Origin of the sequence: Paenibacillus mesotrionivorans, from assembly GCF_046098205.1 — a bacterium.
GTDB classification, from domain to species: Bacteria; Bacillota; Bacilli; order Paenibacillales; family NBRC-103111; genus Paenibacillus_AR; species Paenibacillus_AR mesotrionivorans.
Map to the genome: position 1 here is coordinate 1 of NZ_JBJURJ010000025.1, position 25,077 is coordinate 25,077.

The 25,077-nt window shown below is 56.9% G+C and carries 16 protein-coding genes and 1 pseudogene; 3 read left to right on the forward strand and 14 right to left on the reverse strand.

What is annotated here, in order from left to right; translation table 11 throughout:
- Positions 1-220 precede the first annotated feature (220 nt).
- Both ACI1P1_RS27365 and ACI1P1_RS27370 read right to left on the reverse strand, forming a co-directional pair.
- Complete coding sequence (locus tag ACI1P1_RS27365) at positions 221-1,201, reverse strand: glycosyltransferase family 2 protein (RefSeq protein ID WP_416219730.1); 981 nt, start codon at positions 1,199-1,201, stop codon at positions 221-223.
- 5 nt (positions 1,202-1,206) lie between these two features.
- Entirely contained in the window at positions 1,207-3,276 is a 2,070-nt protein-coding gene (locus ACI1P1_RS27370; RefSeq protein WP_416219731.1) for a glycosyltransferase family 39 protein, read from the reverse strand.
- A 268-nt stretch (positions 3,277-3,544) separates the two neighbouring features.
- On the opposite strand from ACI1P1_RS27370, the gene ACI1P1_RS27375 reads away from it, so the two are divergent.
- Complete coding sequence (locus ACI1P1_RS27375) at positions 3,545-4,231, forward strand: response regulator transcription factor (protein WP_416219732.1); 687 nt, start codon at positions 3,545-3,547, stop codon at positions 4,229-4,231.
- On the forward strand, positions 4,228-5,856 hold the full coding sequence (locus ACI1P1_RS27380; RefSeq protein ID WP_416219733.1) for a sensor histidine kinase: 1,629 nt from the start codon (positions 4,228-4,230) through the stop codon (positions 5,854-5,856). The genes ACI1P1_RS27375 and ACI1P1_RS27380 overlap by 4 nt, the downstream gene beginning before the upstream one ends.
- A gap of 600 nt (positions 5,857-6,456) precedes the next feature.
- Here ACI1P1_RS27380 and thrC read toward each other — a convergent pair.
- The 10 genes and pseudogenes from thrC to ACI1P1_RS27430 form a co-directional block, all read right to left on the reverse strand.
- Positions 6,457-7,851 carry a threonine synthase gene (gene thrC / locus ACI1P1_RS27385; protein WP_416219734.1) on the reverse strand — a complete coding sequence of 465 codons (1,395 nt, stop codon included), beginning with the start codon at positions 7,849-7,851 and terminating at the stop codon, positions 6,457-6,459.
- Between the two features lie 160 nt (positions 7,852-8,011).
- The gene (locus ACI1P1_RS27390; protein ID WP_416219805.1) at positions 8,012-8,785 is read right to left on the reverse strand and encodes a golvesin C-terminal-like domain-containing protein; all 774 of its coding nucleotides are present in this window, start codon (positions 8,783-8,785) and stop codon (positions 8,012-8,014) included.
- Positions 8,786-8,836: 51 nt separating this feature from the next.
- Positions 8,837-10,804, reverse strand: a pseudogene (locus ACI1P1_RS27395) (polysaccharide lyase 8 family protein); the annotation flags it as partial.
- A 174-nt stretch (positions 10,805-10,978) separates the two neighbouring features.
- The gene (locus tag ACI1P1_RS27400; RefSeq protein WP_416219735.1) at positions 10,979-12,352 is read right to left on the reverse strand and encodes an FAD-dependent oxidoreductase; all 1,374 of its coding nucleotides are present in this window, start codon (positions 12,350-12,352) and stop codon (positions 10,979-10,981) included.
- Positions 12,353-12,397: 45 nt separating this feature from the next.
- Positions 12,398-13,765 carry an ABC transporter substrate-binding protein gene (locus ACI1P1_RS27405; RefSeq protein ID WP_416219736.1) on the reverse strand — a complete coding sequence of 456 codons (1,368 nt, stop codon included), beginning with the start codon at positions 13,763-13,765 and terminating at the stop codon, positions 12,398-12,400.
- A 56-nt stretch (positions 13,766-13,821) separates the two neighbouring features.
- Complete coding sequence (locus tag ACI1P1_RS27410) at positions 13,822-14,703, reverse strand: carbohydrate ABC transporter permease (protein ID WP_416219737.1); 882 nt, start codon at positions 14,701-14,703, stop codon at positions 13,822-13,824.
- Complete coding sequence (locus ACI1P1_RS27415; protein WP_416219738.1) at positions 14,685-15,578, reverse strand: carbohydrate ABC transporter permease; 894 nt, start codon at positions 15,576-15,578, stop codon at positions 14,685-14,687. Before ACI1P1_RS27415 ends, ACI1P1_RS27410 begins: the two co-directional genes overlap by 19 nt.
- A gap of 159 nt (positions 15,579-15,737) precedes the next feature.
- Positions 15,738-17,330 carry a response regulator transcription factor gene (locus tag ACI1P1_RS27420; protein WP_416219740.1) on the reverse strand — a complete coding sequence of 531 codons (1,593 nt, stop codon included), beginning with the start codon at positions 17,328-17,330 and terminating at the stop codon, positions 15,738-15,740.
- Positions 17,330-19,120, reverse strand: a complete 1,791-nt coding sequence (locus ACI1P1_RS27425) for a sensor histidine kinase (RefSeq protein ID WP_416219741.1) — start codon at positions 19,118-19,120, stop codon at positions 17,330-17,332. The genes ACI1P1_RS27420 and ACI1P1_RS27425 overlap by 1 nt, the downstream gene beginning before the upstream one ends.
- Positions 19,121-19,591: 471 nt before the next feature.
- A complete protein-coding gene (locus tag ACI1P1_RS27430) occupies positions 19,592-21,670 on the reverse strand; it encodes a beta-galactosidase (RefSeq protein WP_416219742.1) in 2,079 nt (692 codons plus the stop codon).
- A gap of 130 nt (positions 21,671-21,800) precedes the next feature.
- Here ACI1P1_RS27430 and ACI1P1_RS27435 point away from each other — a divergent pair, with 130 nt between their 5' ends.
- Positions 21,801-22,730 carry an AraC family transcriptional regulator gene (locus tag ACI1P1_RS27435; protein ID WP_416219743.1) on the forward strand — a complete coding sequence of 310 codons (930 nt, stop codon included), beginning with the start codon at positions 21,801-21,803 and terminating at the stop codon, positions 22,728-22,730.
- Between the two features lie 72 nt (positions 22,731-22,802).
- On the opposite strand, the gene ACI1P1_RS27440 is transcribed toward ACI1P1_RS27435, so the two are convergent.
- Together ACI1P1_RS27440 and ACI1P1_RS27445 are read right to left on the reverse strand one after the other, a co-directional pair.
- Positions 22,803-23,777, reverse strand: coding sequence for a carbohydrate kinase family protein (locus tag ACI1P1_RS27440; RefSeq protein ID WP_416219744.1), 975 nt, complete (start codon positions 23,775-23,777; stop codon positions 22,803-22,805).
- Between the two features lie 177 nt (positions 23,778-23,954).
- Positions 23,955-24,962 carry a LacI family DNA-binding transcriptional regulator gene (locus ACI1P1_RS27445; RefSeq protein ID WP_416219745.1) on the reverse strand — a complete coding sequence of 336 codons (1,008 nt, stop codon included), beginning with the start codon at positions 24,960-24,962 and terminating at the stop codon, positions 23,955-23,957.
- Between the last annotated feature and the right edge of the window lie 115 nt (positions 24,963-25,077).

Genomic DNA, 25,077 nt, shown 5'->3' on the forward strand with positions numbered 1-25,077 from the left:
CGTTTATTTGCTCCCGCGCCACGTGCTCCGACCCTGCTAAACCGGAGGGCTTGACAAAAACGTTCATAGCAACGAATCTCAGCAGCGCTATTTGTCCGAAAGGACGCCGAAAAGTCCCTCCAACTGGCGAATAGTGTGTAACAGATTCGTTAGATTTTTATATGGCCCATTTTTCGCGAAATAGCATGTGACAGATTCATTAGGTATAAATGAGGTGCTTTTATTGATTCTCGGCAGCACGATAGCGAACCGGCTCCTGCTTTTTTTCCTGGGAGACGCTGTCTTTTAGGATATATAAAGGACGGTTTTTGCTTTCCTCGTAAATCCGTCCCACATATTCTCCCAGAATCCCTATCATCAGCAGGATAACCCCATCCAGCAGCAGGGTTATCCCCATCAGGGAGGTCCAGCCTTTAACCGCCCGGTCCGTAAACATGGCCAGACACAGAATGTAGGCCAGATAAACAAAACCCGCTGCAGACAGCAGCGCTCCCGCATATCCGGCCAGCTTCAGCGGCTTGGCGGAGAAGGAGGTGATTCCGTCCAGGCACAGCTTGATCATTTTGCGAAGGGGATATTTGGTCTCTCCAGCCAGCCGTTCATCCCGTTCATATTCGATGGCGGTCTGTTGAAAGCCTACCCAACTGACCAACCCCCGGACAAAACGGTTCTTCTCGGTCAGACGGCTCATTTCCGCAACAACCTTCCGGTCCATCAGCCTGAAATCCCCGGTGTCTACCGGAATCGGAGTGTCCGTACAAGCACGCAGCACCCGGTAGAAGGCGCTGGCGGTGGCCCGCTTGAACCAGGTTTCCCCCTTGCGTCTGAGCCGCTTTGCATATACAACGTCATATCCTTCCTTCCACTTGGCGATCATTGAGGGAATCAGCTCGGGCGGATCCTGCAGGTCCGCATCAATCAGGATCACCGCATCTCCCGCTGCATGGTCCATTCCGGCGGTGACTGCCACCTGATGCCCGAAATTCCGGGAAAATTCCAGAAGCCGGACGTTGCTGTCCCAGAAGGCGTATTCCCGGATCATCTCCGCACATCTGTCCCGGCTGCCATCATTCACAAACAACAGCTCGTAGGATTCGCCGACTGTGCTCATCGCCATTTTCAAACGGCGGTATGTTTCCTCGATGACCTCCTCCTCGTTATACATGGGAATTACAATGGAATAACGGGGCGTTCCTGCCATACGGCTCATCCTCCTTCAGATTCTAGAGTCACCTCGTACAAGGTTCCGCTGCTGCCGCCATATTTGCTCTCCGGGATGGCCTTGCCGTGGGAGGCAATCCATGCCGTCAAAGCCGAATTCCCTCCTCCCGGCCCGCCGCTATTGGAGATCAGGAAATACTTCACTTTTCCTTCGGCCACCATGGCTCCAAGGGATTCTGCCGTCAGTATGGGGTCTGATCCGGAGTAACCGCCCATGGCCATCACCGCCGCACCTTTTTCGATAATATAGGGAACTGCCGTATTATAACGGGTTGTGGCAAACAGGAAGGTCTCTCCGTTTTGGTGCTGCAAAAGATAGTGATACAGCCCTTCATCCACCGTGGATGTGCCGCCCCCTCTTCCTCCCCCGTCTCCTCCGCCGAAACGGCTGGAGGTGTCCGGTCCCGCTTGGGGCAGCTGGGCGCTCTGGCCGTAGGTGATTGGTGTGGCGGACCAATACAACGGGCCAATGAGGAGCACCATGAAGGCCAGCACGGCTGCTGCCGCCGGCACGGCTTTGCGCAGGAGCTTCGCCAGGATCAGAAAACCGGCTGCTGTTCCTCCGGCGGCGGCAATGACGAAGGACCATCCGCTTCCTATCTGCTTGTCGTACGGATGTACGAAATACCATTGGAGTGCGGCTGTAGACGCTATTGCAGCAGGGAAAAGCCAGGCAGTCCAGCCCGCATTCTCACGGTATCTGCGCCACAGCTCCATCCAGCCTGCCCCGGTCAAGGCTGCAAGAGGCGGCGCCAGCATAATCAGATAATAATGGTGGAAGAATCCGGCAATGCTGAAGAATATCATTCCGGGAAATAGCCACGCCAGCCAGAAGAGGGTTTCCTTGTGGGCGGGAGTCACCTGTTTTCTCCGCACACTAACCAGCACTCCTGCGGCTCCTACGAATGCAAAAGGGATCAGCCAGCTGGCCTGACCGGACAGCTCCTTCTGGAACAGCCGGAACACTCCTTTGGTGCCGGTGCCGAACATGCCACCACCTTGGCCGCCGCCGTCTCCCCGGTTCATCAGGCCATCCTGGGGCAGCTGGCCTCCTGCGTCAGGCGGCGTTTGATCTCCTTGCTGCGGGCGTTGGTTCCCATCCTGACGGAGCTGTCCGTCCTGCTGCGTCCGGGCAGCGTTCGGCTGGGTCCGTCCGTTCTGGGGAGCCTGCCCGGAGCCTTGTCCGGATTGTCCGGTTTGCGGCAGCTGCATACCGTCACCGCCCCGGCCGCCGTTTCCGCCATCTGCGCCGCCTTCTTGGCCCCCGTCGCCGGTCAGCCGGGAAACGCCGTTGTAGCCAAAGGCCAATTCCAGCACGGAGTTCGTTTGACTGCTGCCCACATACGGCCGTTTATCCGCCGGCACCATATCCACGATCAGGGGCCAGGAGAGTGACACCATCACCAGCGCCGCCGTTACCGCAGCCAAACCTGCCAATCTTTTTGGCCAATGGACGCGGTATCCGATCCAATAACACAGATAAAACGCCGGCAGCACCAGATAGGCTTGCAGCATCTTCATATTAAAGCCCAGTCCCACAACGGCAAAGGCTGCCGCCAGCAGCCATAAATTGCTTCTGCGGACGCCGCGAAACAACAGCCAGGCTGCTGCCAAGAGAGTAAACACCAGCATACTGTCGATATTGTTGGTCCGGCTTACTGCCGCGGCGATGGGCGTACACGCCAATGCCAATGCGGCCATCCGGGCTGCCCCTATGCCGAAGGTTGGCTTGACCATTGCATACAGAATAAGCACTGAACCTACCCCCGCCAGCGCTTGCGGCAGGATCACACTCCAGCCATGGACGCCGAACAAGGCGGCACTGGCTGTTTGAAGCCAGAAGACTACCGGAGGTTTGTCCACCGTTACGAATCCGCCGGGGTCGAAGGAGCCGTAGAAGAAATTGTGGAAGCTCTGCAGCATGCTGGCCACAGCAGCCGTGTAGTAGGAGTTGGCGTATTGCTCGTTCCAGATGCCGTAGCCGTTCAGGAAAGCCGCAAGCAAGGCGATAAGCGCCAGCGGAAGATCCCCTTGGGTTTTGCGAAACCACTGCATACCGTCCCCGCCCTTCTTTTTTGAAATAGCCGCAAAAGGTTCTGATATAATGTTGGTGCTGATTGTTTTCTATTCTCCTCTTTTTATCTGAAGCCGTCATGAAGGCAGGCTGAATGTTGCCTGAAAATCCTTTGGGTTCCCCCAATGCCGCGCTGTTCAGCACAGCTTCAGCAGCTCTTCAGACAATCTTCAGCTAATGCTTTTATAATGTAAGAATAATCCCTGCCTATAGGAAAAGATGAGAATTTACGCTTAGGAGAGACCGCCGATGAAAATGACCAAAGGTGTCAAAATACTGCTTGTGGATGATGAGCCGCATATCCTGCAATTTCTTGAGCTGGGGCTGGTGAATGAAGGGTTTGATATCCGGACTGCCCCTGACGGGCTGATGGCGGTGACTACAGCCGCTGATTTTCAGCCCCAGGTGGTGATACTCGATGTGATGATGCCCGGAATGGACGGGTTCGAAGCCTGCCGGATGATGCGCAAAACCGGAATCAATGCCGCCATCATCATGCTCACCGCCAAGGATGAAATCGAAGACCGGGTGAAGGGGCTGGGGCTGGGTGCCGACGATTACCTGGTCAAACCCTTCAGCTTCGAGGAACTGCTGGCCCGGATTCACGCCAGATTGCGCAACCAGTTCCCGAGCCTGCTGGGTGAGGTGAACCAGGGGCCCTTCCGGCTGGACGACCGGCGCAAGGAGATCAGCTACCGGGGACAGGTTCTGGAGCTGTCTCCCACGGAGTATGAGCTGCTGCACTACCTGGTCATTAACCACGGCATTGTGCTGAGCAAAGCGAAGATTTTGGATTCGGTTTGGGGCTATGATTTCGGCGGGGAGGAGAACATTGTAGAGGTGTATATCCGCTCTCTCCGGGAGAAATTGGAGGATAAGGAGCATAAGCTGATCCGGACGCTCCGGGGTTCGGGATACCGGGTTGATCTGCCATGAATACCCTGGCTCAACGGCTGCGCAGGCTGGCTGTCCCCCAATCCCTGCGCTACCAGCTGGTTACCCGTTCCCTATTGATTATGGCGGTGCTGCTTTTGTCCATCGGGGTGTTCCAGTATTGGTTCATGAAGAATTTTCTCTACAAAAATCAGGCGGAGGCCATGTTCACCCAAATGAACTCGGTGCCCCGGGAACTTGTGGGCGCCGATCCCATGCCCGAGCGCAAGGACAGGCAAAACCAGGGCCAGCGGCCGGACAAACAGTCCGGGAGCAGCGGAGGTGGAGCGGTGCAGAACCCGCAGGCCTCACCGGCGGATTCTTCTGCGTCGCCGGAAAGCGGGGAAAATGAAGCCACAGCCAACCAGCCCCGGACTCCGGGTTCTGCGGATGGACGGCGTCCATACTTTTTTTTGCCGGATACAGCCTTGGCTGTGGTAGATGCGAATGGCAATGTGACCAGGCTCTCCGAGGAAGCGGGCCACCCCATGCCCTCTATCTCCAAGGAGCAATATGCGAAGATTCTGGCGGAGGTGCAGGCTCATAACAAACCCCAGTATTGGGTGGTGGACGGCAGCGGCGGCTCAGGCCAGCAGCTGGTGGTATTCCGCTCCACCATGGGTGCGCCGGGACGTGCGGGGGATACCTTCATTCAAATGAGCATGCCTACCGCACCGCTGGATGATACGGTGCTGCAGCAGCTGATGATTTTTGCCGCTTTGTCGGCGGCGGCGCTCCTGGCTGGCATCGGCTTGTATTTGCCGGTGATCCGGCGTACGCTGGTGCCCCTGTCACGGATGGTCAGCGCTGTACAGCGGACGGATGCGGGGACCTTGAAGGAACGACTTCCCACCGGGCAAGGCCAGGAGGAAATTGACCAATTGGCCAATTCCTTCAATGGCATGCTGCACCGCCTGGACGATTCCTTCCGGGCCGAACGGGAGGCCAAGGAGCAGATGGTCCGGTTTATTGCGGATGCCTCCCATGAGCTGCGGACCCCGCTGACCTCCATCCACGGCTTCCTGGAGGTGCTGCTCCGCGGCGCCATGAACAAACCAGAGCAGCTCCAAAGCGCTCTCTCCAGCATGCATGGGGAATCCAAACGCATCAACAAACTGGTGGAGGATCTGCTGCTGTTGGCTAAGCTGGACCGTGCGCCGCAGCTGACCTTCAAGGATACCTCCCTTGATGAATTAATTCGGGAAATGGAACCCCAGCTGCGGATGCTGGCCGGCAAACGGGAGATTCTCATCTCCTTGCAGCCTCAGGTGAGAGGTTTGTATGATCCGGACAAAATAAAGCAGGTGGTGCTGAATCTGTTCCACAACGCGGTCCAGCATACCGATCCGGACACCGGCCGGATTTCGCTGATTCTGGCCGCCCACAAGGACACGGCCGAGCTGAGTGTGCGCGACAATGGCTCCGGCATTCCGGAGGAGCATCTGCCCCATGTATTCGACCGGTTCTACCGGAGCGAATCCTCCCGTACCCGCCGCTCTGGCGGCGCTGGCTTGGGGCTGTCCATCTCCAAATCCCTGATCGAGGCCCATGGCGGCGACATTCGGGTGGAGAGCACCCTTGGGGAAGGCACCACCTTCGCCTTCCGGCTGCCGCGCAAGCAGGGCTGAGTTTTTTTGCAGGATGGAAGCAGATGAATTGGGCTTGCGGTAAGCAGCAGTTGAATCTGTATTTAGCTTAGCAACAGCTGTATCTAACTCGGCTTAGTAACAGCTGAATCAATTCGGATTAGCAACAGCTGAATCTATTTGCGGCATAAAAAAGCAGCTGGACGCGACAAAACCCGCTGGAGACAAAGCTCCGGCGGGTTTTGCTGTGTTATCAGGGTTGTAGGTATGTTTCTCGACTGAAAGTGTGTGTCTAGAGTGAATGTGTGTTCTCAGCTGTACGTGTGTTTTCTTATCTGAACGAATACTTCGAGGCTGCAATCCACTTGCTTACTAAAGTGTATGCAGACATCACGAAGCCCGCTATCCTGCAAAAGTGCAGTTATTTTCAGCCAATACGCTGCGTTGGACGAGTTATCCTGCAAAAGTGCAGTTATTTAGGGGTGTGACCTCCCCGGAAGGGCTGAATCCGCAAAATAAATGTATTCTTGCAGGATAAGCCCTGCCGGATAGCCTTGCCCGCGGAAATAACTGCACTTTTGCATTTCGCGCTCCCGGAAGCCTAGCTCATCAGCTTTGGAAGTCCCCGCCCCAACTCCAGCTTTACTTCAAAAACGCCTCGATTTCCTCCAGCACCCGGCCATAGGAATGCTTCACAACCTTCTGGTGCTGGGGCTTCTCGAACAGTCCGGCAATCTCCGGCGGGAAGCTCTGCTCAATGCCGCACAGCCGCACGGACTCGTCGAACTTGGCCGGATGGGCGGTGGCCAGAGCCACACAAATCTCATCGGTGCCCTTGCCCACCGCTTCATAGGCCGCTACGCCGCAGGCGGTGTGGGGATCCAGCAGATAGGCATATTTCTCCCAGGCGCCGCGGATAGTGTCCAGACACTCGGAGCCGCCTACGCCATAAGCTGCAAAATCCGCCTGGGCCTGCTCCAGATCCTTGCCGCTGACCCGGATCGCCCCTTCCTTCTGGAAGGCGGTCATCAGGAAGCGCACGGTCTCCGGGCTTTCTTTGTACATATAATACAGGTACCGCTCGAAATTGCTGGCAATCTGGATATCCATGGAAGGGCTGTAGGTGGTGCGGAACGCACCCGGCTCATAAATCCCTTCATTCACGAAACGGGCCAGGATATTGTTCTCGTTAGTGGCAATCAGCAGCCGCCCAACGGGCAAGCCCATTCTTTTGGCCAAATAACCGGCGAAGATATCCCCGAAGTTGCCTGTGGGTACGCTGAAGCTGACGGTTTTGCCAGAGCCGGCGCCAACCGTGCGGAAATACGCATAGAAGTAGTACACCGTTTGAGCCAGAATACGCACAAAGTTAATGGAATTGATGGCCCGCAGATGGTACTTGCCCTTCAGCTCCAGATCGGAGAACATCTCCTTGATGATCCGCTGACAGTCGTCGAAGTTGCCCTCCACGGAGAGATTCAGCACATTCTGATCGTCTACCGTGGTCATCTGCAGCTCCTGTACCTTGCTGACCTTGCCGTGGGGATGCAGGATACAGATACGGATACCTTCCTTGCCCCGGACGCCGGCAATGGCCGAAGCCCCCGTGTCCCCTGAGGTGGCGCCGAGAATATGGATGATTTCGCCGCGGGTTTTGGACACATACGCATAGAGATTGCCCATCAGCTGCAGGGCGATATCCTTAAACGCAAAGGTAGGGCCGTGGAACAGCTCCAGCACATACAAGCTGTCATCCAGCTTCTTCACCGGCGTAACCTCCGGGTGGCGGAAGGTGCTGTAGCTGTCGTTTATGATCGTTTTCAGGTCCTCCCGGGGGATTTCACCATTGGTGAACAGGCCGAAGATTTCCAGCATCAGCTCCTGAAAAGAAAGCTTCTCCCAACCTTTCAGAGTATCCGCGCTTACGGACGGTATGGCGTCAGGCACCATCAGGCCGCCGTCATCGCCAAGCCCCATCAGAAAGGTCTCGATGAAGCCCGCTTTCTTCACATTTCCTCTTGTACTGACAAAATGCATGGTGATTGCTCCCCGCTGTTTTTTCCCTATTATATCAGAACTCGCCGGTTACACAACCTTTGAAACCGCCCGTTCAAACACATTTCGCCATTTGTCCGCGGATGGCGGACAGGACAGCCGGAACAGGGGGTTTTCCCGGACTCTGCCCAGGAAAGCCGCTTTATTCCTGCTTCACGAACTTCACTGCATCGGCGATCACATAGGTGCCGTTGGCCTGGTCCGTCAGCTCCACATATCCCTGGGTCCCCGCCTGAAACTCATAACTTCCCAAGGAAAGCCAGCTTCCTCCCGGCACCGTCTGCTGATTAATCCGGACCTGAGTGCTTCCCCCGTTATGAAAAACGGTGAAGGGGGCATTGGTGGAACGGCCCGTATTGCCGTCCGGCAGCCGGTAATAAACGGTATAACGTCCCGCCTCCGGCAGCACCGGAGTCCATCTGACCGTATCTGCTCCAGTCCCCGAATTGCTGTAGAGATAGTCGGAGCCGTAATAATGGGGCAGCACTGAGGAGGCCGTCCATGCGCCTGTAATCTGTGCCTCCGTGTTGTCCACAATGACCTCCGCAGGTCCGTTCAGATTAAAGGCCGCCTTGAAACTCCGGCCTTTGGCTCCGTTCACATTCACCTCAAGCTTAATGTTGGGAGACAGTTGGGTAACGGTTACTCCCGGGTCCGCTGCAGCCAGGCTTGCCGCGCTGCGGTTGATCTCAATGCTCACGGTGCCGGTGTTCAGTTGCGTCGGATCGGAAACCGCCACTTCGACACTGCCTGCTGTCTCCTGGAGCATCACGGATGACTTTTGACTGCTGGAGAGAAGGTTAACCCCGTCCTTCTGAATCCATTTCAGCCCGTCCGTCCAAAACACCGCCCCCGTCACCCCAAGCTGCTTCTCATATACAGCCTGGGCAGTGTTGGAGTTCTCCAGCACCAACATATCCGGATCTGCAGCATAGCTGCTTGTCTGGGCCGGCGTTTTGCCCGGAAGCAGCACATAAGCGTAGCTGCTTCCTGTAGGATTGGTGCCGTGGTCAAACCACAGCTGCTGATAATGATTCGTCGCACCAGCCGTGGAGCCGTTCACATTGATGGAGCTCCAACTTCCTGTGCGCACCTCCCGCAGCCCCTTCACCACCGCTCCTCCCGGGAAAAAGTAGCCGATATCCGCCCCGGCCCCGCTCCCCGCCAGATGGGCCCAGCTGACGCCGGATTGGCTCCAGCTGGGTGTGGCGGTTTTATTGCTGCCGTTGACCAGAAGGGAATTGCTGCCGCTTGCGTTCAGCTTGCGGTTCTCAACGACCGTCTCCACCCTGCGCGGCGTGCCGTCCCAGCCGTTGCCCGTTTGACCGGAATCGGTGATGCCGGCACCCAGGGCCACTACCTCGTCATCGAACATAAACCAGGCCTTTCGGGCCCACAGATTATTGCTCCAGCCGTCCAGCGACATGGCGGCGGTGCCGTAGAGTCCCTGGATCTCCGTCCCTCCCACCAGGGTGGCGGAGCTGCGGTAGCCTTGCCCGGAGCTGTCCGCCCGGGTCATGGTATCCACCGTGGTGCCCGGCAGTCGGTACGGATTGACCGTAGGCCAATAATCCCCGCTGTACTGGGCCAGGTCCCCGTTGTAGAGATACGTCATTCACTCGCCGGTATACCAGCCCTTTTTGTTCTCCCCGTTGATAGATTCATAATTGGCGATGCGGCTGGAGGACATGCTCACCGCAAAGCCGAAGCCGGGCCGGAGATGGACGGCTCGGTCCATACTGTTGAAGGGTTTGTTGGCAACCAGTTCCCCCCGGGGTGTGACGGCAGGATCATTCATGATACTCTTGGCCAAAACGAGAATAGGCAGAGGGCATTCCTCATAGAAGCTTCTGTAGGTATCCTCTTGAATCCAATACTTAACCATCCTTTTGTAGGCTGCCGCATCGGCAGCGGGAGCGAAGCTGGACAGCCGGACAATAAACTGGATCAGACGTGCTCCCTTCTCGTGATCCTGGCCCGCCTCCCGGGCAATTTCCCGCCCGCGGGTCATATCCATCAAGGCCCCTTTATACACGAAGGGCTCGTAGGAATCGTACACCCACTTGTACACATTGGACACATCCGGATCGGTTACCGCCCAAGTGGATCCGTTCAGCAGATAAATCAGGTTGGCCGTATCCCCCAGAAGCGCACTGCCGTACCCGCCGTTATAGGAGTAATATTTATGCTGAATAAAGGAGCCATCCTCATAATACCCGTCACCGGAGGTGACATAATCGAATACCTGGCTGAGGGCGTTGCGGGCGGCGGCTACCTTGGTGCTGTTCTTCACAATCACTCCCCGCACCCCTACAACCGTTGCCATCCACACCCGGTTAGCGCCTGTGGAGTTGCCTACGGAGGGCGTGAACTTTTCCACGGCGTTCATATAATTGGTGATTTGAGCGGCAGTCAGCTCCGGGTAAACAAGCACCACCGTCTCCAGCAGCCGGAGCGGGGCGCCGATCTGCCAATCCCACCAGTTGCCGGATTGAGCCTTGGTCTGGTTGTAGCGGTTCTGGTGCATCCAATCCAGTCCCAGGATGATATCCTCCTTTAACGCTGCGCTGTTATATAGCGATGAAGTATGGGTGGCATAAGCAAGCGCCATTTCCTTCAGCCGTGTATAGGCGCTGGTTATTTGGGCGGAGGCGGTAGGGTTGGCCAAATCGCTCCACAGGTAGTCCCCGGGAGTTTTGCTCATACTGTACCAATTGGCTTGAGCCTTGGCGGTAATCGCCGCCACCTGAGCGGCAATATCCGGGTCTGCGCTGCTGTAGGACGAATCTCCGGCAAGCAGCTCCTTCCATTTCACTCTGAGAGTATCAAACTCATCTGCCGCATAAGCCAGCTTTGATTGTATGGGTGCAAGCAGCGCCACCAATAAAGCAACAATCAATAAAACGCTTACATATTTCCAGGAAAGAGCAAACATAATCAATCCCCCTATTCAATAATGGAATCCATCCGGCACCCGCATCCGGAACTGCAACACCAAAGAAGCCCCGCCGGTCCGGGCAGGAAACTGCGGGAAAACGGACTCCTTTCCTCGCAGTTCCCAAGTCTCCAGATCCGGCAGAGCTGTCACTTCGCCTTTATGAGGTGCCTGCTATACCTCCAAATACGCTCCCTGCTCCTGCAGAAGCGCCTGCACCGCCTTCACATCCAAAGCGGTAAAATCCGCCTCCTGCCGGGCTGCCAGTCCTGCCGCCGCCCCGCCTGCATGGCCGATGGCTCCGGCAATGGGGGTCACCCGAATGGCGCCCTGTGCTTCGAAGGTGGTGGAAATGCAGCGTCCCACCGTAATCAGATTTTTTACCTGGCGGTTTATCAGGGAGCGGAAGGGAATACTATAGGTTTCCCCTTTGCGGAAATGCCCGATGCCGGAAATTTGCGCCCGCAGCTTCTTGTGGGCCTCATCCTCCTTGGGGGGATGAATATCTACCGGATACCCGCCATGTGCAATCACATCGTCAAACCTCACGCAATGTACGAGATCCTCCAGGGTGAGCACATATTCCCCTTGAATATGACGGGAGCTGCGGACGCCGATTTTTGGCCCTGAATAATCAATAATACACTCCTCGAAGCCGGCGACCCGCTTCTTCAGGAAGGTTTCTATCTCCCGTACCTGCCGCCTGCCCTCGATCTCCGCGTAGGACAAATCCCAAGGGTCCGTACCGTCACGGCCCACTACCCGGGTGGAATTAACAATCACCTCGCCGGGATTGTTGGTTTCGAACAGAAGCAGCTCCTTGCGTTCAAAATTCAGCTCCCCCTTATCCAGCGCCTCCTGAAAGGTCACCACAAAACCGCCAATAGACAGCCGGGGAGAGCGGTCCACGATCTCCAAATCCCCTTTGAGCCGGGGAAATTCCTCATTATGGGCTTTAATATAGTCCTTTACCTTGGCTATATCCACATTGCGAACCTTCACATTCATGGTCATGGGCTGGCAGGCTCCGTCCAGCTGGCGGCCCTTGATAAACTCCACCCCCGCCCAAGCGGACAAGTCAGCATCGCCGCTGCCGTCCACAAACACCTTGGCCTGCAGCTCGCTGATGCCCGCTTTATTGCAGATCCGGATGGCCGTAATCCGGCCGTTCTCCGTCTCCACCCCCGCCAGCATGGTATGGTACAGGATGCGGCCGCCGCTTTCCAGGAGCATCATCTCCAGCTCATGCTTCATCCCTTCCGCGTCGAAGGGGGTCACGGAGTAGGTGTAGCCGGTGGTATCATAGATATGGCCGGGGCTTTTGCCATGCTCCTGCATCCTGCGGATCAGCTCATCGGTAATGCCCTGCACCGCCAGCTTTTCCCCGGCATGGAAGGTCATCATTGGCCCCACACCCGCTGTGGTCAGCTGTCCGCCCAAAAATCCGTATTGCTCCACCAGGAGCGTATTGGCTCCGGTCCGGGCAGAGGCGATGGCGGCAACCGCTCCCGCGATCCCACCTCCGACTACAATGACATCATAGATCATGGCAATCTCTCCTTTGCAAAATAGCTGGGTCCAAGCGGCAGGCGGCTACTTGGCCGCTTTGATGGCTTCGTCGGCCCGCTTCTTCATATTTTCCAGCGCTTTATCAACAGACTGGGCGTTCAGGAAGTACCTTTCCGCCTCCTCCATAAAGGCCTTGCGGATTTCTGGCTGGGCGGTGGTTTTGCTGAACACCCGGTAAGTCACATCTGCCTTCAAAGTGCTGACCAAGGATTCCTTGTCAAAATATTTGCCTGCATCTCCGATCAGCTGGTCGGCGATTTTGTTCATATCGGCCTTTTTGTTGGAGGGAATCCGTCCGCCGGGAATCATATCCTGGTTGCCCTCGGTCAGATACCAAGCCAGGAACTTCATGGCCGCTTCCTTATTGGCGCTTTTCGGGTTGATGGACATGAAGTCTCCGGGGCCGCCGGAATTCACCTTGGTTCCCCGCTCATACTGCGGAATCGGAGCGAAGGAAACCTGGAAGTTGCGGTTGGGATACGCCTTGTCATCCTTGACGTACCGGATCAAATACGTGCCGGTGAAGACCATGGCGGCCTTTCCGTTAAGCAGCTCATCCTGCGGCTGCAGCTTGTTGGTGGCTGCTTCCGCATACGGATAGGTAGCTTTGGCATCGATCAGGGATTTTTGCAGCTCCAGCCCCTTCTTGAAGGAGGGCAGCGACATAAAGGTGGACAAGCCGTCATCGCCGTAATACACATCCGTAGGTTTGGCGGTGATGGACATATCATACGCAATCGGCTCCCAGCCGGGGATAAAGAAGGCGCCGTATTGGCCGGGTTTGTTCATCTTTTTGGCAAGGGCGGCAAAATCATCCCACGTCCAGCCTGTAGTGGGCACCTTCTCTCCCACCGCATCCAGAGAGGCCTTGTTGAACAGGACAATCTGCGGGCTGACCGCCGCCGGCAGGTAATGGATTTTGCCGCCGGACTTCATGATATTGCCGGTTCCAATAACCTCTTCTACGTTAAAATTGGCCTTCGCCATCAGTTCCTCCAGCGGCTCGGCCATACCTGCCTTGGTGCGGCGGTCCACATTGGCAGCGCTGTAGGATACATAGAGATCAGGGGCATCGTTGGTGGACAGGAGAGCGGTATCCAGCTTGGTATTGCCCTGCTCGTCATTGACGAAGCGGATATATTCCACCTGAATGTCCTTGTTGGCCTGGTTCCACTTGTCGATTACGGTCTGCGGTCCGGATTCCGGCGGCACCCCTCCCCAGAAGCGGAGCTTCACCGGCTCCGAGGGTTTGGCGGCGGAGCTGGCGGCGGGCGAGCCGGCAGGAGCTGCGCTGCCATTGCTCTGTGCCCCGCCTTCATCCTTGCCGCAGGCGCCCAGTATAGCCGACGACACCAGAAGTGTGGCCAGGGTGAACGGTACAAACTTTTTCATACATAATCCCCCTCAAAATATATTTGATGAATGTCTGTGAAACCGTTGGAAGCAACTCAGCCCTTCAGCCCGGTGCTGGCGATCCCCTCCACAAACCAGCGCTGGCAGATGGAGACGATGGCGATAAGAGGCAGCAGCGCCGAGCAGGAGGCTGCCATGATCAAGGGATAGTTTGTGCCGTTTTCATCCATATAACTGGTGAGTCCCAGGGGAATCGTAAATAATTTCTGGTCCCGGAGCAAAATCAACGGATTCTCGTATTCGTTCCAGTGCCAGGTGAAGGTCAGGATCAGGAGGGTAACCAGCGCGGGTTTGGTCAGCGGCAGACAGATCTGCCAGTACATCCGCCAGTAGCCCGCACCGTCCACCTTGCTGGCCTCCAGCAGCTCATTGGGCAGGGTGCTGAAGAATTGCCGCATAATAAAGGTGCCCAATACCGTAAACATCCCCGGCAGAATAATCGCCAGATGGGTGTTCACCAGCCCCAATTGGTCGAACAGGATAAAACGCGGAACAAACAGCACCTGTGGCGGAATAATCATGGTGGCCAGGTAAAGGAGGAAGATACCTTCCTTAAACTTGAAGTTCAGCTTGGCGAAGGCGAAACCCGCCAGAGAGCTGGTTACCAGGGAGCCCAGCACCTGGAAGAAGGTGATTTTGATCGAATTCTGATAAAAGATGGCAAAGGACGCCCTGCCCGTCCACACCTGCTGGTAGTTGGTCCAGTTCCAGCTTTTCGGAATCCACTCTATGGGATACTTGAAAATATCCGCCGAGTTTTTGAAGGAGGCGGAGATCATCCACAGGAAGGGAAGCACCATCAGAATGCCCACACCGAGGAAGACAAGGGTCAACACGAGCTTGACGAGACGCTGCCGCTCCGGCTGGGAAATGGCCCGGACCAGCGGCCTTTTTTCGGTCAGAACTGATCCTGCCATTTTTTCTGCCCCCTCCACTGGATCATGGTTACTACAAAAATCATCAGGAACAGCACCCAGGATACCGTCGCCGCATAGCTCATATGCTTAAATTCAAACGCCTCCGTATAAATGTGGAGAGCCAGGACGAAGGTGGATTTCATCGGTCCGCCGTTGGTCATCACCTGTACGGAGGCGAATACCTGGAAGGAGGCGATGATCAGGGTGATGGCAATCAGGAAGCTGGTGGGCTTCAGAAGCGGAACGGTAATGGAGAGAAACCGCTGCAGCCCGGTGGCCCCGTCGATCTCCGAGGCTTCGTACAAATCCTTGGAGATGCCCTGAAGCCCTGCCAGATATAGCACCATGGCGTAGCCGATGTACGTCCAGACAGCCATGACGATAACGGCGAACAGGGCGTATTGGGGACTGGACAGCCAGCCCGGCGGATTCTCCCAACCGATGGATCGCAGGAAGGCGTTGATCGGACCCTGGGAAGGGTTGTACAGCACCCGCCAGACAACGGAAACGGCCACCAGACTGCTCATATACGGCAGAAAAATCAGCGTCCGCACCAGGCTTTTCATATACACATATTTGTTCAACGCTGTGGCGAATACAAGCCCCAGGAGCATGGCCAGCGGTACGCTGACGGCGGAGAAAATCACATTGTTCTTCAGTGATTTCAGCACCAGCTCATCCTGCAGCACCCTCTTGATGTTGTCCAAGCCGGTAAAAACCAGTCCCTCCAGCCCCTTCAGATAGTTCCAGTCCGTAAAAACCAGAATCAGGCTGAATACCAGGGGCAATAATATAAAAACTGCAAAACCCAGAAGATTGGGCAGGATAAACAAATACCCCGCCATGTTTTCTTTCGAACGGTACGTCCAATTCACTAGTCTCATCTCCCCTCATTACCAGTATAGGGGAGGTTGACCGCCGTCACGATGGCATAATCTCAGCAAAAGCCGTGAATTCCTTCGAAAAAAACAGAAAAGCGGCACTGCAGGACCTTCCGTCCGCCGCCCCGCTTTCCTGTATCCGGGTTGCCCGGATTATTTGCCCAACGCCATTTTCCGAAATTCCAGAGGAAAGACCCCTTCGATTTTCTTAAAATATTTGCTGAAATGGGTGGAATCCGTATATCCCACCATTTCCGATATTTCGTAGATTTTGAGTCCGGGATCCAGCAGGAGCGCCCGGGCTTTTTTCATACGGACGGCAGTCAGCGTGTCCACAATCTTCTCCCCGGTTTCCTTGCGGAACAGCACACTCAGATAGTTCTCGGCAAACCCCACCCGCCGGGCAATGTCGGACACCTTCAGCTGGGTGTGGTACTCCTCGTGGATGATGTCCAGCACCGCCTGGATTTCCGGGCGCAGCCTAGCCCCGGCGGCTTCCTTCACATAGGCCATGGTTTGCGCGAGCCAGCCTGCGAACCATTCATAAATGCCGGAGAGGGTTTCGCTGGTGCGGATCACCTCGAAGGGGTACTGGTCCAGATAGGCGGGCACCGAATAAATATCCTTGCCGGCGGATTCCAGGGAGCTGTTCAGCAGCACCAGCAGATGGAGCCATTCATCCCGCACCTCCGCAGGCGTCAGCTCCTCCGCTTCTACCCATTGGCTGTGCCAAACGGCAAGCTCCTGCAGAATTGCATCCGTCTGCCGGACTTCAAACAGCTTCAGCCAGCCTGCCGCATTGGCTGCTCCCAGCCGGACCGGCTCCGATGTGGCCCGGCGGGGCGGGGCATCGGCGGTTAATATCGTTCCGCCGCCCCGGAAAAACCGCTTCTCCAGCATCTCTCCCGCCTCCGCAAAGGCATGGTGCAGCCCCTGCATCTCCCTGCACTCCCGGGAAACCCCAAAGCTCAGGGTGACCTTGGCATAGGTCTCCGCCACCTGCTGCAGCTGCTTTAACAGACCCTCCGTCACAGCCGAGGACAGCAGGGCAAAGCGCCCGCCTCCTACCTCCACCAGCTCACCACCGCCATTTTTGCGGACCATTTCGTTCAAAATGTTGACGACCGTGTAATTCAGCAGCTGCTCACTCTGGTAACGGTCCTCCTCCAGCACCTGCTCGTACCGGTCAATAGCCACCGCCGCCACCCGGAAGCGGGAGGTGTCGAAGCCGAATTCAAGCCCCTTCAGGGCATTGGCCAATTCCAGCCTGCTGGTATATTTGGTCAGCAAATCCCGCAGCAGCTTCTCCCGGGCTTCCCGGGAAAGCCGCTCCAGCCGGAAGGCGGTCCGATGCTTCTCCTCCTCTTCCTGGCGGAATTCGGATTGCAGCCGTTTGCACTTCGCAAGAAGCTCCTCCGGCACCCAGGCCAGCTTCAGCAGATAATCCACTGCCCCCAGCCGCAGCGCCTTCTGCACATACTCAAAGTCGTTGTGATTGGACAAAATCAGGCAGCGGGTAAACGGCCATTTTTCGCGGATGCGGGAAATCAGCTCCAGCCCGTCCATATCGGGCATGCGGATATCCGTCAGAACGATGTGGCAGGGATCCTTTTCCAGCAGCTCCAGCGCCTCCTTCCCATCCCTGGCCTCGCCCACAATCTCAAAGCCGTGCTCCTGCCAGGGGATCAGGGTTTTCAGGGACAGCCGGACTAGCATTTCGTCGTCCACAATCAAAATTCGTGTCATCAGGGTGCCTCCTTCCGCAGGGGAAATGTGATGATGGCCTCCAGGCCTCCGCTGTCCACCCGGCGCAGGGTGACGCCGTAGCCTGTCCCGAAGTACAGCCTGATCCGCCGGTCCACATTGGAAATGCCGATGCCGCTGTATTGGGCATGGGATTGCTCCAGCCTGTCCATGATCTCAGCCAGCTGCTCCTCTGTGACTCCGTTACCGTCATCCCGGATGAATACCCGGAGCTCTCCGTCCTCGGCTTCCGCATGGATGGCAATATGCAAGGGCAGCTTGCCTCCGTGGACAATGCTGTTCTCCACCAGCGGCTGGAGGCTGAATTTCAGCACGTACATCTCCTTTAATTCCTCCGGAACCCGGGCTTCAATGTCGATCTGGTCCTGGAAGCGAATTTTCTGGAGGGCCATATACAGCTCCAGATACTCCAGCTCCTGTCCCAGGGTCACAAACCGCTGGTTGAACTTCATGGAGAATTCCAGCAGCTTGCCCAAGGCGGTTATCATATTGCTGACATTGCGGTTGGTGTTGGACAGCATGGCCATCAGCTTGATGGAGTTCAGTGTGTTAAACAAAAAATGGGGGTTGATCTGGGCCTGCAGAGACTGGAAGTTGGCCTCCTCCTTCAGCCTTTGCTCCTCCTCCAGCCGCTTAACGAGCTCTGACAAGCGGGTAACCATGCGGTTAAAATTATTGCCCAGAAGGGCGATTTCGTCGTTCCCCTTCACCTGCACCGACGTGCGGAAATCTCCGGCCCCCACCTGCTTCATGGAGCGGAGCAAAGCGGCGATGGGGCTGGTGAACCGGATCAGGAACAGCACGAAGATTAGAATACCCACACTGAATACGGCCAAAATGGAAAAGACCGAGCGGTTCATCCGCTTCTCCAGATCCTCGAGAAATTGCTTCTCCGGGACCGGACGCAGAATGGACATGCCCAGCTCGGGGATTTCCGACACATTGACCATATACAGCTGGCCGTTTGCGTCGCGCAGATGCTTAATGGTCTGGGGGTCCCCTTGCAGCTCGGTCAATTCGGCGCCGCTCAGCTCGATGACCTTGTTTCCCTGGGAATCGCTGACCGTATGGCGGCCGTCCCAGAGCAGCAGTTGGGGAAGCAGTCCGTCCTGTCTGGCAGAGGATTGGGCAAAGGCGGTTTCCACGGGTACGCCGATGAGGGCCACGCCAAAATCGTAGGTGACCTTGGGATCATGGATGGAACGGGACAGAGCCAGATACCCACCCTCCTGACCGGTTCCCGTATACCCGATCTTGCGGTCCAGCAGGAACGGGAGGAACCATTGGGGAAAACCCTTGTTTTCCTTTCCCTGAAGATACCAGGATTCTTCCTGGAAAACTGTAAAATTTTGTATCATATCAAAGGTATTCAGCGTGGAAACGGCCAGCTCCTTAAAATCGGAGAAAATAAGAAAGGAACCGGAATCCAGGAGCAGGTCGCGGATGGTGGACATCCGTTTTTGCAAGGTGGCAACCTTGTAATAGTTCCCGTAATCGGTGGTCCAATCGGAAATGCCGTCTCCATAATATTCCTGCAAATCCAGCTCCAATAATGAGAGCGCTTTAATCATTCGGCCGGCCACATCGTTAGCGGATTGGGCGGAACGGTCCACCAGCTCCTGGTTGGCGGAGTAGACACCTTTGGCTACCGCCTCCTTGGACGAGCGGGCGTAGCTCCAGAAGATGAGCAGGGTGGGGATGATCACAAAAAACAAAAACGCCACCATCAGCTTTCCGCGGATGGACGTAAATGGTTTGGTGCGCAGCGCCATCGTATCCCCCCTTCAAGCAACATTGCGGAGCTCTAAGGTGAAGTCTATCAAATCTGCCGCAGAAATCAAGGCAGATTTGCAGGGAACATCCCCCTGGCGCTAACGGAACTCTGCGACTCTTAGAGCAGGAAAATGGGCTTGCTGGGCCGCTAACGGAACGGAGCGACTCTTAGAGTAAAAAATTCGGCTCAAAGGGCCGTTCTGCTCCGGCTAACGGTCTCCTGGTTCCGTTAGAACGGAAACCATCCGGATTTTGGGCGCTAAGCGTCGCATATTTCCGTTACACCTACACGCGGCGAATTCTCCGTCCCAATTTGCGTCTTCCCAACCGTTCGCCAGACTGGTACTAAACTTGCCACCCAGACTGGTCGCCTGGGCTTCTCCGGGTTGGGTTAATACAAAAAAGCTCCAGTCCCTTCCCGCAGGAAAAGGCTGGAGCCGGAGCATGTACCTTGTCGCACGAACCTGCGCTTACTTACCCTGCACCTGCCGCGCCAGGATCCGCACGCCGTATGCGGAAAGCTCCAGGCTGCCGCCGCGGAGCGTCTCCCCACTTTCTACATCCCGGTAGGTCTGCTGGTCCAGCATAACCTGACGGACCGTGCCGTTGAAGTTCATCACAAACAGGTACTCCTCCGTTTCGCTGGAACGGGCCTGAACGGAGACACCTTCGGGCAGAGCCGGCAGCAGCGGCTCCACCCCCGCCTCACGGCACAGCGCCTGGTAGTAGTCACGGTAGAAGGGGTCAGCAGCCCGGGTCGCCAGGTAATAAGCCCGGCCTTGACCTAACTTGTTCACCGTCAGCGCAGGCCGTCCGGCATAAAAATCATCCCGGTACACCCCCAGCACCTCCGCGGTTTCTGCGTGGACCAGCTCGCACAGCTGCACGGAATCGTATTCCTCCGCCAGTCCAGGCAAGACTCCCGCCGAGGAAGGCTGCAGCACAATTCCATTTTGCTCCCCGTCATAAAGAGCGTCCATTTCCTCCGCCCAGATGCCCAGCACTTTCCGTAGCGGACCCGGGAAACCTCCCAGATGGCACAGATCATGCTCATCCACAATGCCCGACCAGTAGGTGGACGCCAACATCCCCCCATCCCGGACAAAACGCTCCAGCTTTTCCCCCGTTTCCTGCGTGCAAAGATACAACATGGGAGCGGCCACAAGCTTGTAGCCCGTTAGATCATCCTCCGGTCCCACGATGTCCGCTGGAATCCCCAGCTCCCAGAAGGCACGGTAATGCTGGATCACGGTGTTTTCGTAGTGGATGCCCATATTCCGCGGCCCTTGTGCATCCTTCACCGCCCACCGGTTATCCCAATCGAACATTATCGCCACCTTGGCGTCAGTGCTTGTGCCCAGCACCTCGTGGAGCCCCTCCAGAGTTTCGCCCAGCTCCGCCACATCCCGGAACACCCGGGTATGCTCATGCCCTACATGGTCGACAACGGCACCATGGAACTTTTCGCTGGAGCCGCGGCTTTTGCGCCATTGGAAATATTGAACCGTTTCCGAGCCATGCGCAACCGCCTGAAGAGAGGACAGCCGGTGCATCCCCGGCTTCTTCAGCTTGCTCACCGCCTGCCAGTTGGTCAGGGAAGGCGTGCTTTCCATCAGCATAAAGGGTTTATGCTTGAGGCTGCGGAACAGATCGTGGTTAAAAGCGAAATGGACCGCCTGCCCCAGCTCATCCGGCGGCTGATGCCAGGTGGGGTACGCATCCCAGGAGACCACGTCCAGCACCTTGGCCAGCTTGCGGTAATCCAGCCCCTCGAACAGATCCATCAGATTGGCTGTGGCAGGCAGCTCCGGGTTCACCTTACGCAAAGGCTCAAGCTCATGCATATAAAATTTGATCGTCTGATCGGTGACAAACCGCTTCCAGTCCAGATTCTGTCCGTGCACCATCCGCTCTCCGTGGGGTGCTGGGGATTCCACCTGGGCCCAATCCGTATAGGTATGGGACCAGAAGCTGGTCCACCAGGCTAGATTCAGAGCCTCAAGCGAGCCGTATTTCTTTTGGAGCCAAAGCCGGAAAGCCTCCTGGCAATACGGACAGTGGCAATCGCCGCCCAGTTCGTTGGAGATATGCCAGCCCACAACAGCAGGATGATGCGCGTAGCGTTCCGCCAATTTGGCGTTCATGATGGCCGTTTTTTCCCGATAGACAGGTGAGCTATAGCAGTGGTTATGACGCATGCCGTGGAGGTTGCGCACCCGGTTGGCGCCTACCCGCAGCACCTCGGGATACTGATGGGACATCCAAGTGGGACGGGCGCCTGTGGGCGTGGCCAGCCAAGCGAAGATTCCCTCCTCGGCAAAACGGTCCAGCACCCGGTCCAGCCAGCCAAAATCAAAACGGCCCTCCTCCGGCTCCAAGGCGCTCCAGGCAAAAATGGCAACGGACATCACATTGCAATGGGCCAGCTTCATCAGCCGGATGTCCTCCTCCAGCACGTGGGGGTCATGCTGCCATTGGTCCGGGTTATAATCGGCTCCGTGCATAAAAACCGGGAGCTTGTCACTGATAGGGGGAAAACGCTTGCGCATCGGATTACCACTCCTCCAAAAATTATACTATACTCGTATTATAACTCTCGCCCAAGCTAAAACCGTATAAGGATTGAAGTATTGTTATAGCATATAATGAACATTTTCTTGTAAAAGGAGCTCCCTATACATGGGTCACCTGCCCGATTTTCTTACTTTTCTGCTGGCCCCCGGTACGCCGGATTCGCTGCCGCTCCGGCTGCAATCCCTGGGCCGCCATGACCAGACCTATATTCACCGTCCGGAAGGGTTCCCCCACAGCCAGCTGCTATGGTCGTCAGCGGGCGACGGGCGCTTTGAATTTGCGGAGGCAGGCAGCTTCAGCTTGCCCGAAGGCTGCGCCCTTTATCTTCCCGGCGGTGTCCCCCACGAATATGGCCCCCGGTCCGGCCCGTGGCAACTCTCCTTTCTCAGCTTCGACGGACCAGCGGCGGAGACCATCGCCACAAGCTGCGGTATGGCGCCTTGTACGCCTTTTCCGCTGGAAGGAGCCGGTGAAATTCTCCGGCAGGGACTGGAGGAGCTGTGGCAGGACATCCACCATGGTGCGGAAGGCGGCGAACGCCGCTATTCGGGCCAGCTCTACTCCCTGCTGCTGGCAGCCGGGGAAGCGGCTTCCGCCAACCAGCCCACGCCCAGGCAAACCAGTCCGGGTCCGGCCGGCAGCACCATACCCCTGGCCGCCTCTCCCGCGGAGTTGGCCTTCCGCCAGGCGCTGCGCCTCATGGAGCAGCATTATACCGAGCAATTGGACATGTCCAACCTGGCCAGGACCGTCGGGTATTCCGTGCAGCATTTCCAGCGGATTTTCAAACAAGCCTGCGGCATGCCTCCCCATGTTTATCTGCAGCGGCTGCGCCTTCACCGCTCCCTGGAATGGCTGATGGAGGAATCCTCGCCCTCCGTCAGGGATGTAGCTGCCCGGCTGGGCTGGGAGGCTAACTACTACATCCGGGTGTTCCGGGAGCATTACGGCATGGCGCCCGGACAATACCGCCGCTCTGCCGGGCCCGGCAGGCAAACCAAAAACCCTTCGCAGCTCCCGGACGTGGAAGAGTGAAGGGTTCGGTTTCGAATGTGAATTTGGATGCAAGTTTTGATACAGAAATATATTTACAGCTCCCCTGGCGGCTCAAACTCCGTTGCCAGACTGCTCCTTCAGGAAGGCTTCAATATCGGCAAGCTGCGGAATAGCCGGGATGGCTCCCTTGCGGAGTGTGATCAGTGCTCCTGCCGCGTTGGCGAAGGCCGCCATGGACTGGGCCGCAGCGGCGTCCAACCGCTCCACCGCCCCTCCCCATTCCATTAGCTTTAGCAAAAAGCCGGCCAGATAGCAGTCTCCCGCACCTGTAGTGTCCACCGCTTGGACAGCACGGCCGGGCACCCGGCGGCATTCCCCACCTAGCCGGAAGAAGGAGCCCTCCGCCCCAAGGGTGACCAGGATAATCGGAGTCTTAAACTCCCGGTACAGCTGCTCCGTGCCTGCCTCCAGGTTCTGTTCGCCGGTGAGGAATTCCAGTTCTTCCTCGGAAAGCTTGACGATATGGGCCAGCTCCAAACCCTCCCGAATCCGCAGCTTGGCCTCGTCCAGGCTCCTCCACAGCGCCGGCCGGAGATTCGGGTCGTAGCTCACCAGCTTGCCCAAGCTCCGGGCCAGCCGGACCGCATGCAGCGTGGCCGAAGCGGAGGGTTCATCCGTCAGGGAAACAGAGCCAAAATGAAGCAGGCCGGCCTCGGCCACAAGGTCTTCCTGTACTTCCTCCGGGGTAAGCATCATATCCGCTCCGGGACTGCGGTAAAAGCTGAAGGAGCGGTCCCCGTCCGGCTGCAAATGGACAAAAGCCAGGGTAGTCCGGTATGGCTCCGAAAGCACCAGCCCCCGGGTATCCACTCCCGCCTGCTCCAGCACCTGCTGCAGAAATTCCCCGAAGGTGTCCTTCCCCACCTTTCCGATAAATCCGCTTTTGCGGCCCCACTTGGCCAACGCCGCCATCACATTGGCAGGGGCTCCGCCGGGATTGGCCGAAAAGCTTTGAAACCCGTATTCATTGGACCCTGCGGGTGTAAAATCGATCAGTACCTCGCCTACAGTGATAGCATCCAACATCCCCATCTCCTCCTTAGAATTAGGTAATCGATTACGTCATTATGCTGCCCGGGCTACATTCTATCCGGACATGGTGGTTCCAGCCACTGCAGCTCCCAGTCAGTCTCCTTCTCAGCGCGCGGCTTGGTCCGCATGAGGCTGTCAAACGCCTGATGCGGCCAGAGCAGAGTCCCCTTGCTACACCGAAGCCCGCAGCACCAGACGGGTGGGCAGGCGTACCAGCTCCGGTTCTTTGTCAGGCTGCACGATCCGGTCCAGCACCATCCGTGCCGCTGTTTGGCCCAGCTTAAATGCCGGCTGCTTCACCACCGTCAGGGCAGGTGTGGTAATCCGCGACCAGTCATAATCGTCGAACCCCACCAAGGCCATTTTGCCCGGAAGAGAGACTCCCGCCTCCTGAAAAAAGCACAAGGCCCCCATGGCCATCTGGTTATCCCCTGCGAACAGCGCCGTAACGCCACCTTCCTCATAAAGCCGACGCGCCAGACGATAACCGCTGTCGAAGCCGTTCTCTCCGGGTGAAAGGGCAGCCGCCAGCTCCGGGAGGAAGGGTACACCCGCCTCCTCCAGCCCCTGCCGGTAACCCTGGAGCCGTTCCTCCGTGGAGGAGATGCCCGGCACCGGCGACAGAAACCCGATCCTGCGGTGGCCCTGCCTAATCAACAGCCGGGTAGTCTCCAAGGCTCCACCCATGCCATCCGCCAGCACACAATCCCCGCTGAGGCCTTCGGGACGGCGGTCCACACAGACCACAGGAATTGCATGGCCTACCGTTCCGTCCACGAAGGTATGGTCCCCGGGAGCCGGGGCCAGAATCAACCCGTCAATCTGCTGCGCCAGGAAGAGGCGGAGCTGCTCCTTTTCCACCTGCACACTTTCCTTGGTATTCCCCAGAACCAGATTGTATCCGTTCTCCATCAGGACGCTTTCAATCCCCTGGGCCACGGACATAAAAAAATAATTGGAGGAATCCCCCGGCAGCATCGGCACCAAAAGCCCGATAATCCCGGATTTTTTGCTGCGCAAATTCCGGGCGACGAAGTTGGGGGTATAATGCAGCTCTGCCATGGCCTCCTGCACACGGAGGCGGGTTTCCTCGCTGACAAAACGGGTGCCGTTAATCACATGCGAGACTGTAGCGGTGGACACCTGGGCCGCTTTGGCCACATCCTTAATATTGGGCATACAGGCTCCCCTTTTTCACGTAAACGATTACGTATCCGGTATTACATTCATTCTACTGTTCTCTGTATATCGCAGTCAATATGGAAAAATTCGCCGGAACCTAAAAAAAGCCGGC

What these genes read in the sequence shown, in the direction of transcription:
- ACI1P1_RS27430 (WP_416219742.1), bottom strand. Translation starts at nt 21,670, where the DNA reads ATGCGCAAGCGTTTTCCCCCTATCAGTGACAAGCTCCCGGTTTTTATG.
- ACI1P1_RS27435 (WP_416219743.1), top strand. Translation starts at nt 21,801, where the DNA reads ATGGGTCACCTGCCCGATTTTCTTACTTTTCTGCTGGCCCCCGGTACG.
- ACI1P1_RS27365 (WP_416219730.1), bottom strand. Translation starts at nt 1,201, where the DNA reads ATGGCAGGAACGCCCCGTTATTCCATTGTAATTCCCATGTATAACGAG.
- ACI1P1_RS27380 (WP_416219733.1), top strand. Translation starts at nt 4,228, where the DNA reads ATGAATACCCTGGCTCAACGGCTGCGCAGGCTGGCTGTCCCCCAATCC.
- ACI1P1_RS27405 (WP_416219736.1), bottom strand. Translation starts at nt 13,765, where the DNA reads ATGAAAAAGTTTGTACCGTTCACCCTGGCCACACTTCTGGTGTCGTCG.
- ACI1P1_RS27410 (WP_416219737.1), bottom strand. Translation starts at nt 14,703, where the DNA reads ATGGCAGGATCAGTTCTGACCGAAAAAAGGCCGCTGGTCCGGGCCATT.
- ACI1P1_RS27445 (WP_416219745.1), bottom strand. Translation starts at nt 24,962, where the DNA reads ATGCCCAATATTAAGGATGTGGCCAAAGCGGCCCAGGTGTCCACCGCT.
- ACI1P1_RS27375 (WP_416219732.1), top strand. Translation starts at nt 3,545, where the DNA reads ATGAAAATGACCAAAGGTGTCAAAATACTGCTTGTGGATGATGAGCCG.
- ACI1P1_RS27400 (WP_416219735.1), bottom strand. Translation starts at nt 12,352, where the DNA reads ATGATCTATGATGTCATTGTAGTCGGAGGTGGGATCGCGGGAGCGGTT.
- ACI1P1_RS27425 (WP_416219741.1), bottom strand. Translation starts at nt 19,120, where the DNA reads ATGGCGCTGCGCACCAAACCATTTACGTCCATCCGCGGAAAGCTGATG.
- ACI1P1_RS27420 (WP_416219740.1), bottom strand. Translation starts at nt 17,330, where the DNA reads ATGACACGAATTTTGATTGTGGACGACGAAATGCTAGTCCGGCTGTCC.
- thrC (WP_416219734.1), bottom strand. Translation starts at nt 7,851, where the DNA reads ATGCATTTTGTCAGTACAAGAGGAAATGTGAAGAAAGCGGGCTTCATC.
- ACI1P1_RS27390 (WP_416219805.1), bottom strand. Translation starts at nt 8,785, where the DNA reads ATGTTGGTGCTGGAGAACTCCAACACTGCCCAGGCTGTATATGAGAAG.
- ACI1P1_RS27370 (WP_416219731.1), bottom strand. Translation starts at nt 3,276, where the DNA reads ATGCAGTGGTTTCGCAAAACCCAAGGGGATCTTCCGCTGGCGCTTATC.
- ACI1P1_RS27440 (WP_416219744.1), bottom strand. Translation starts at nt 23,777, where the DNA reads ATGTTGGATGCTATCACTGTAGGCGAGGTACTGATCGATTTTACACCC.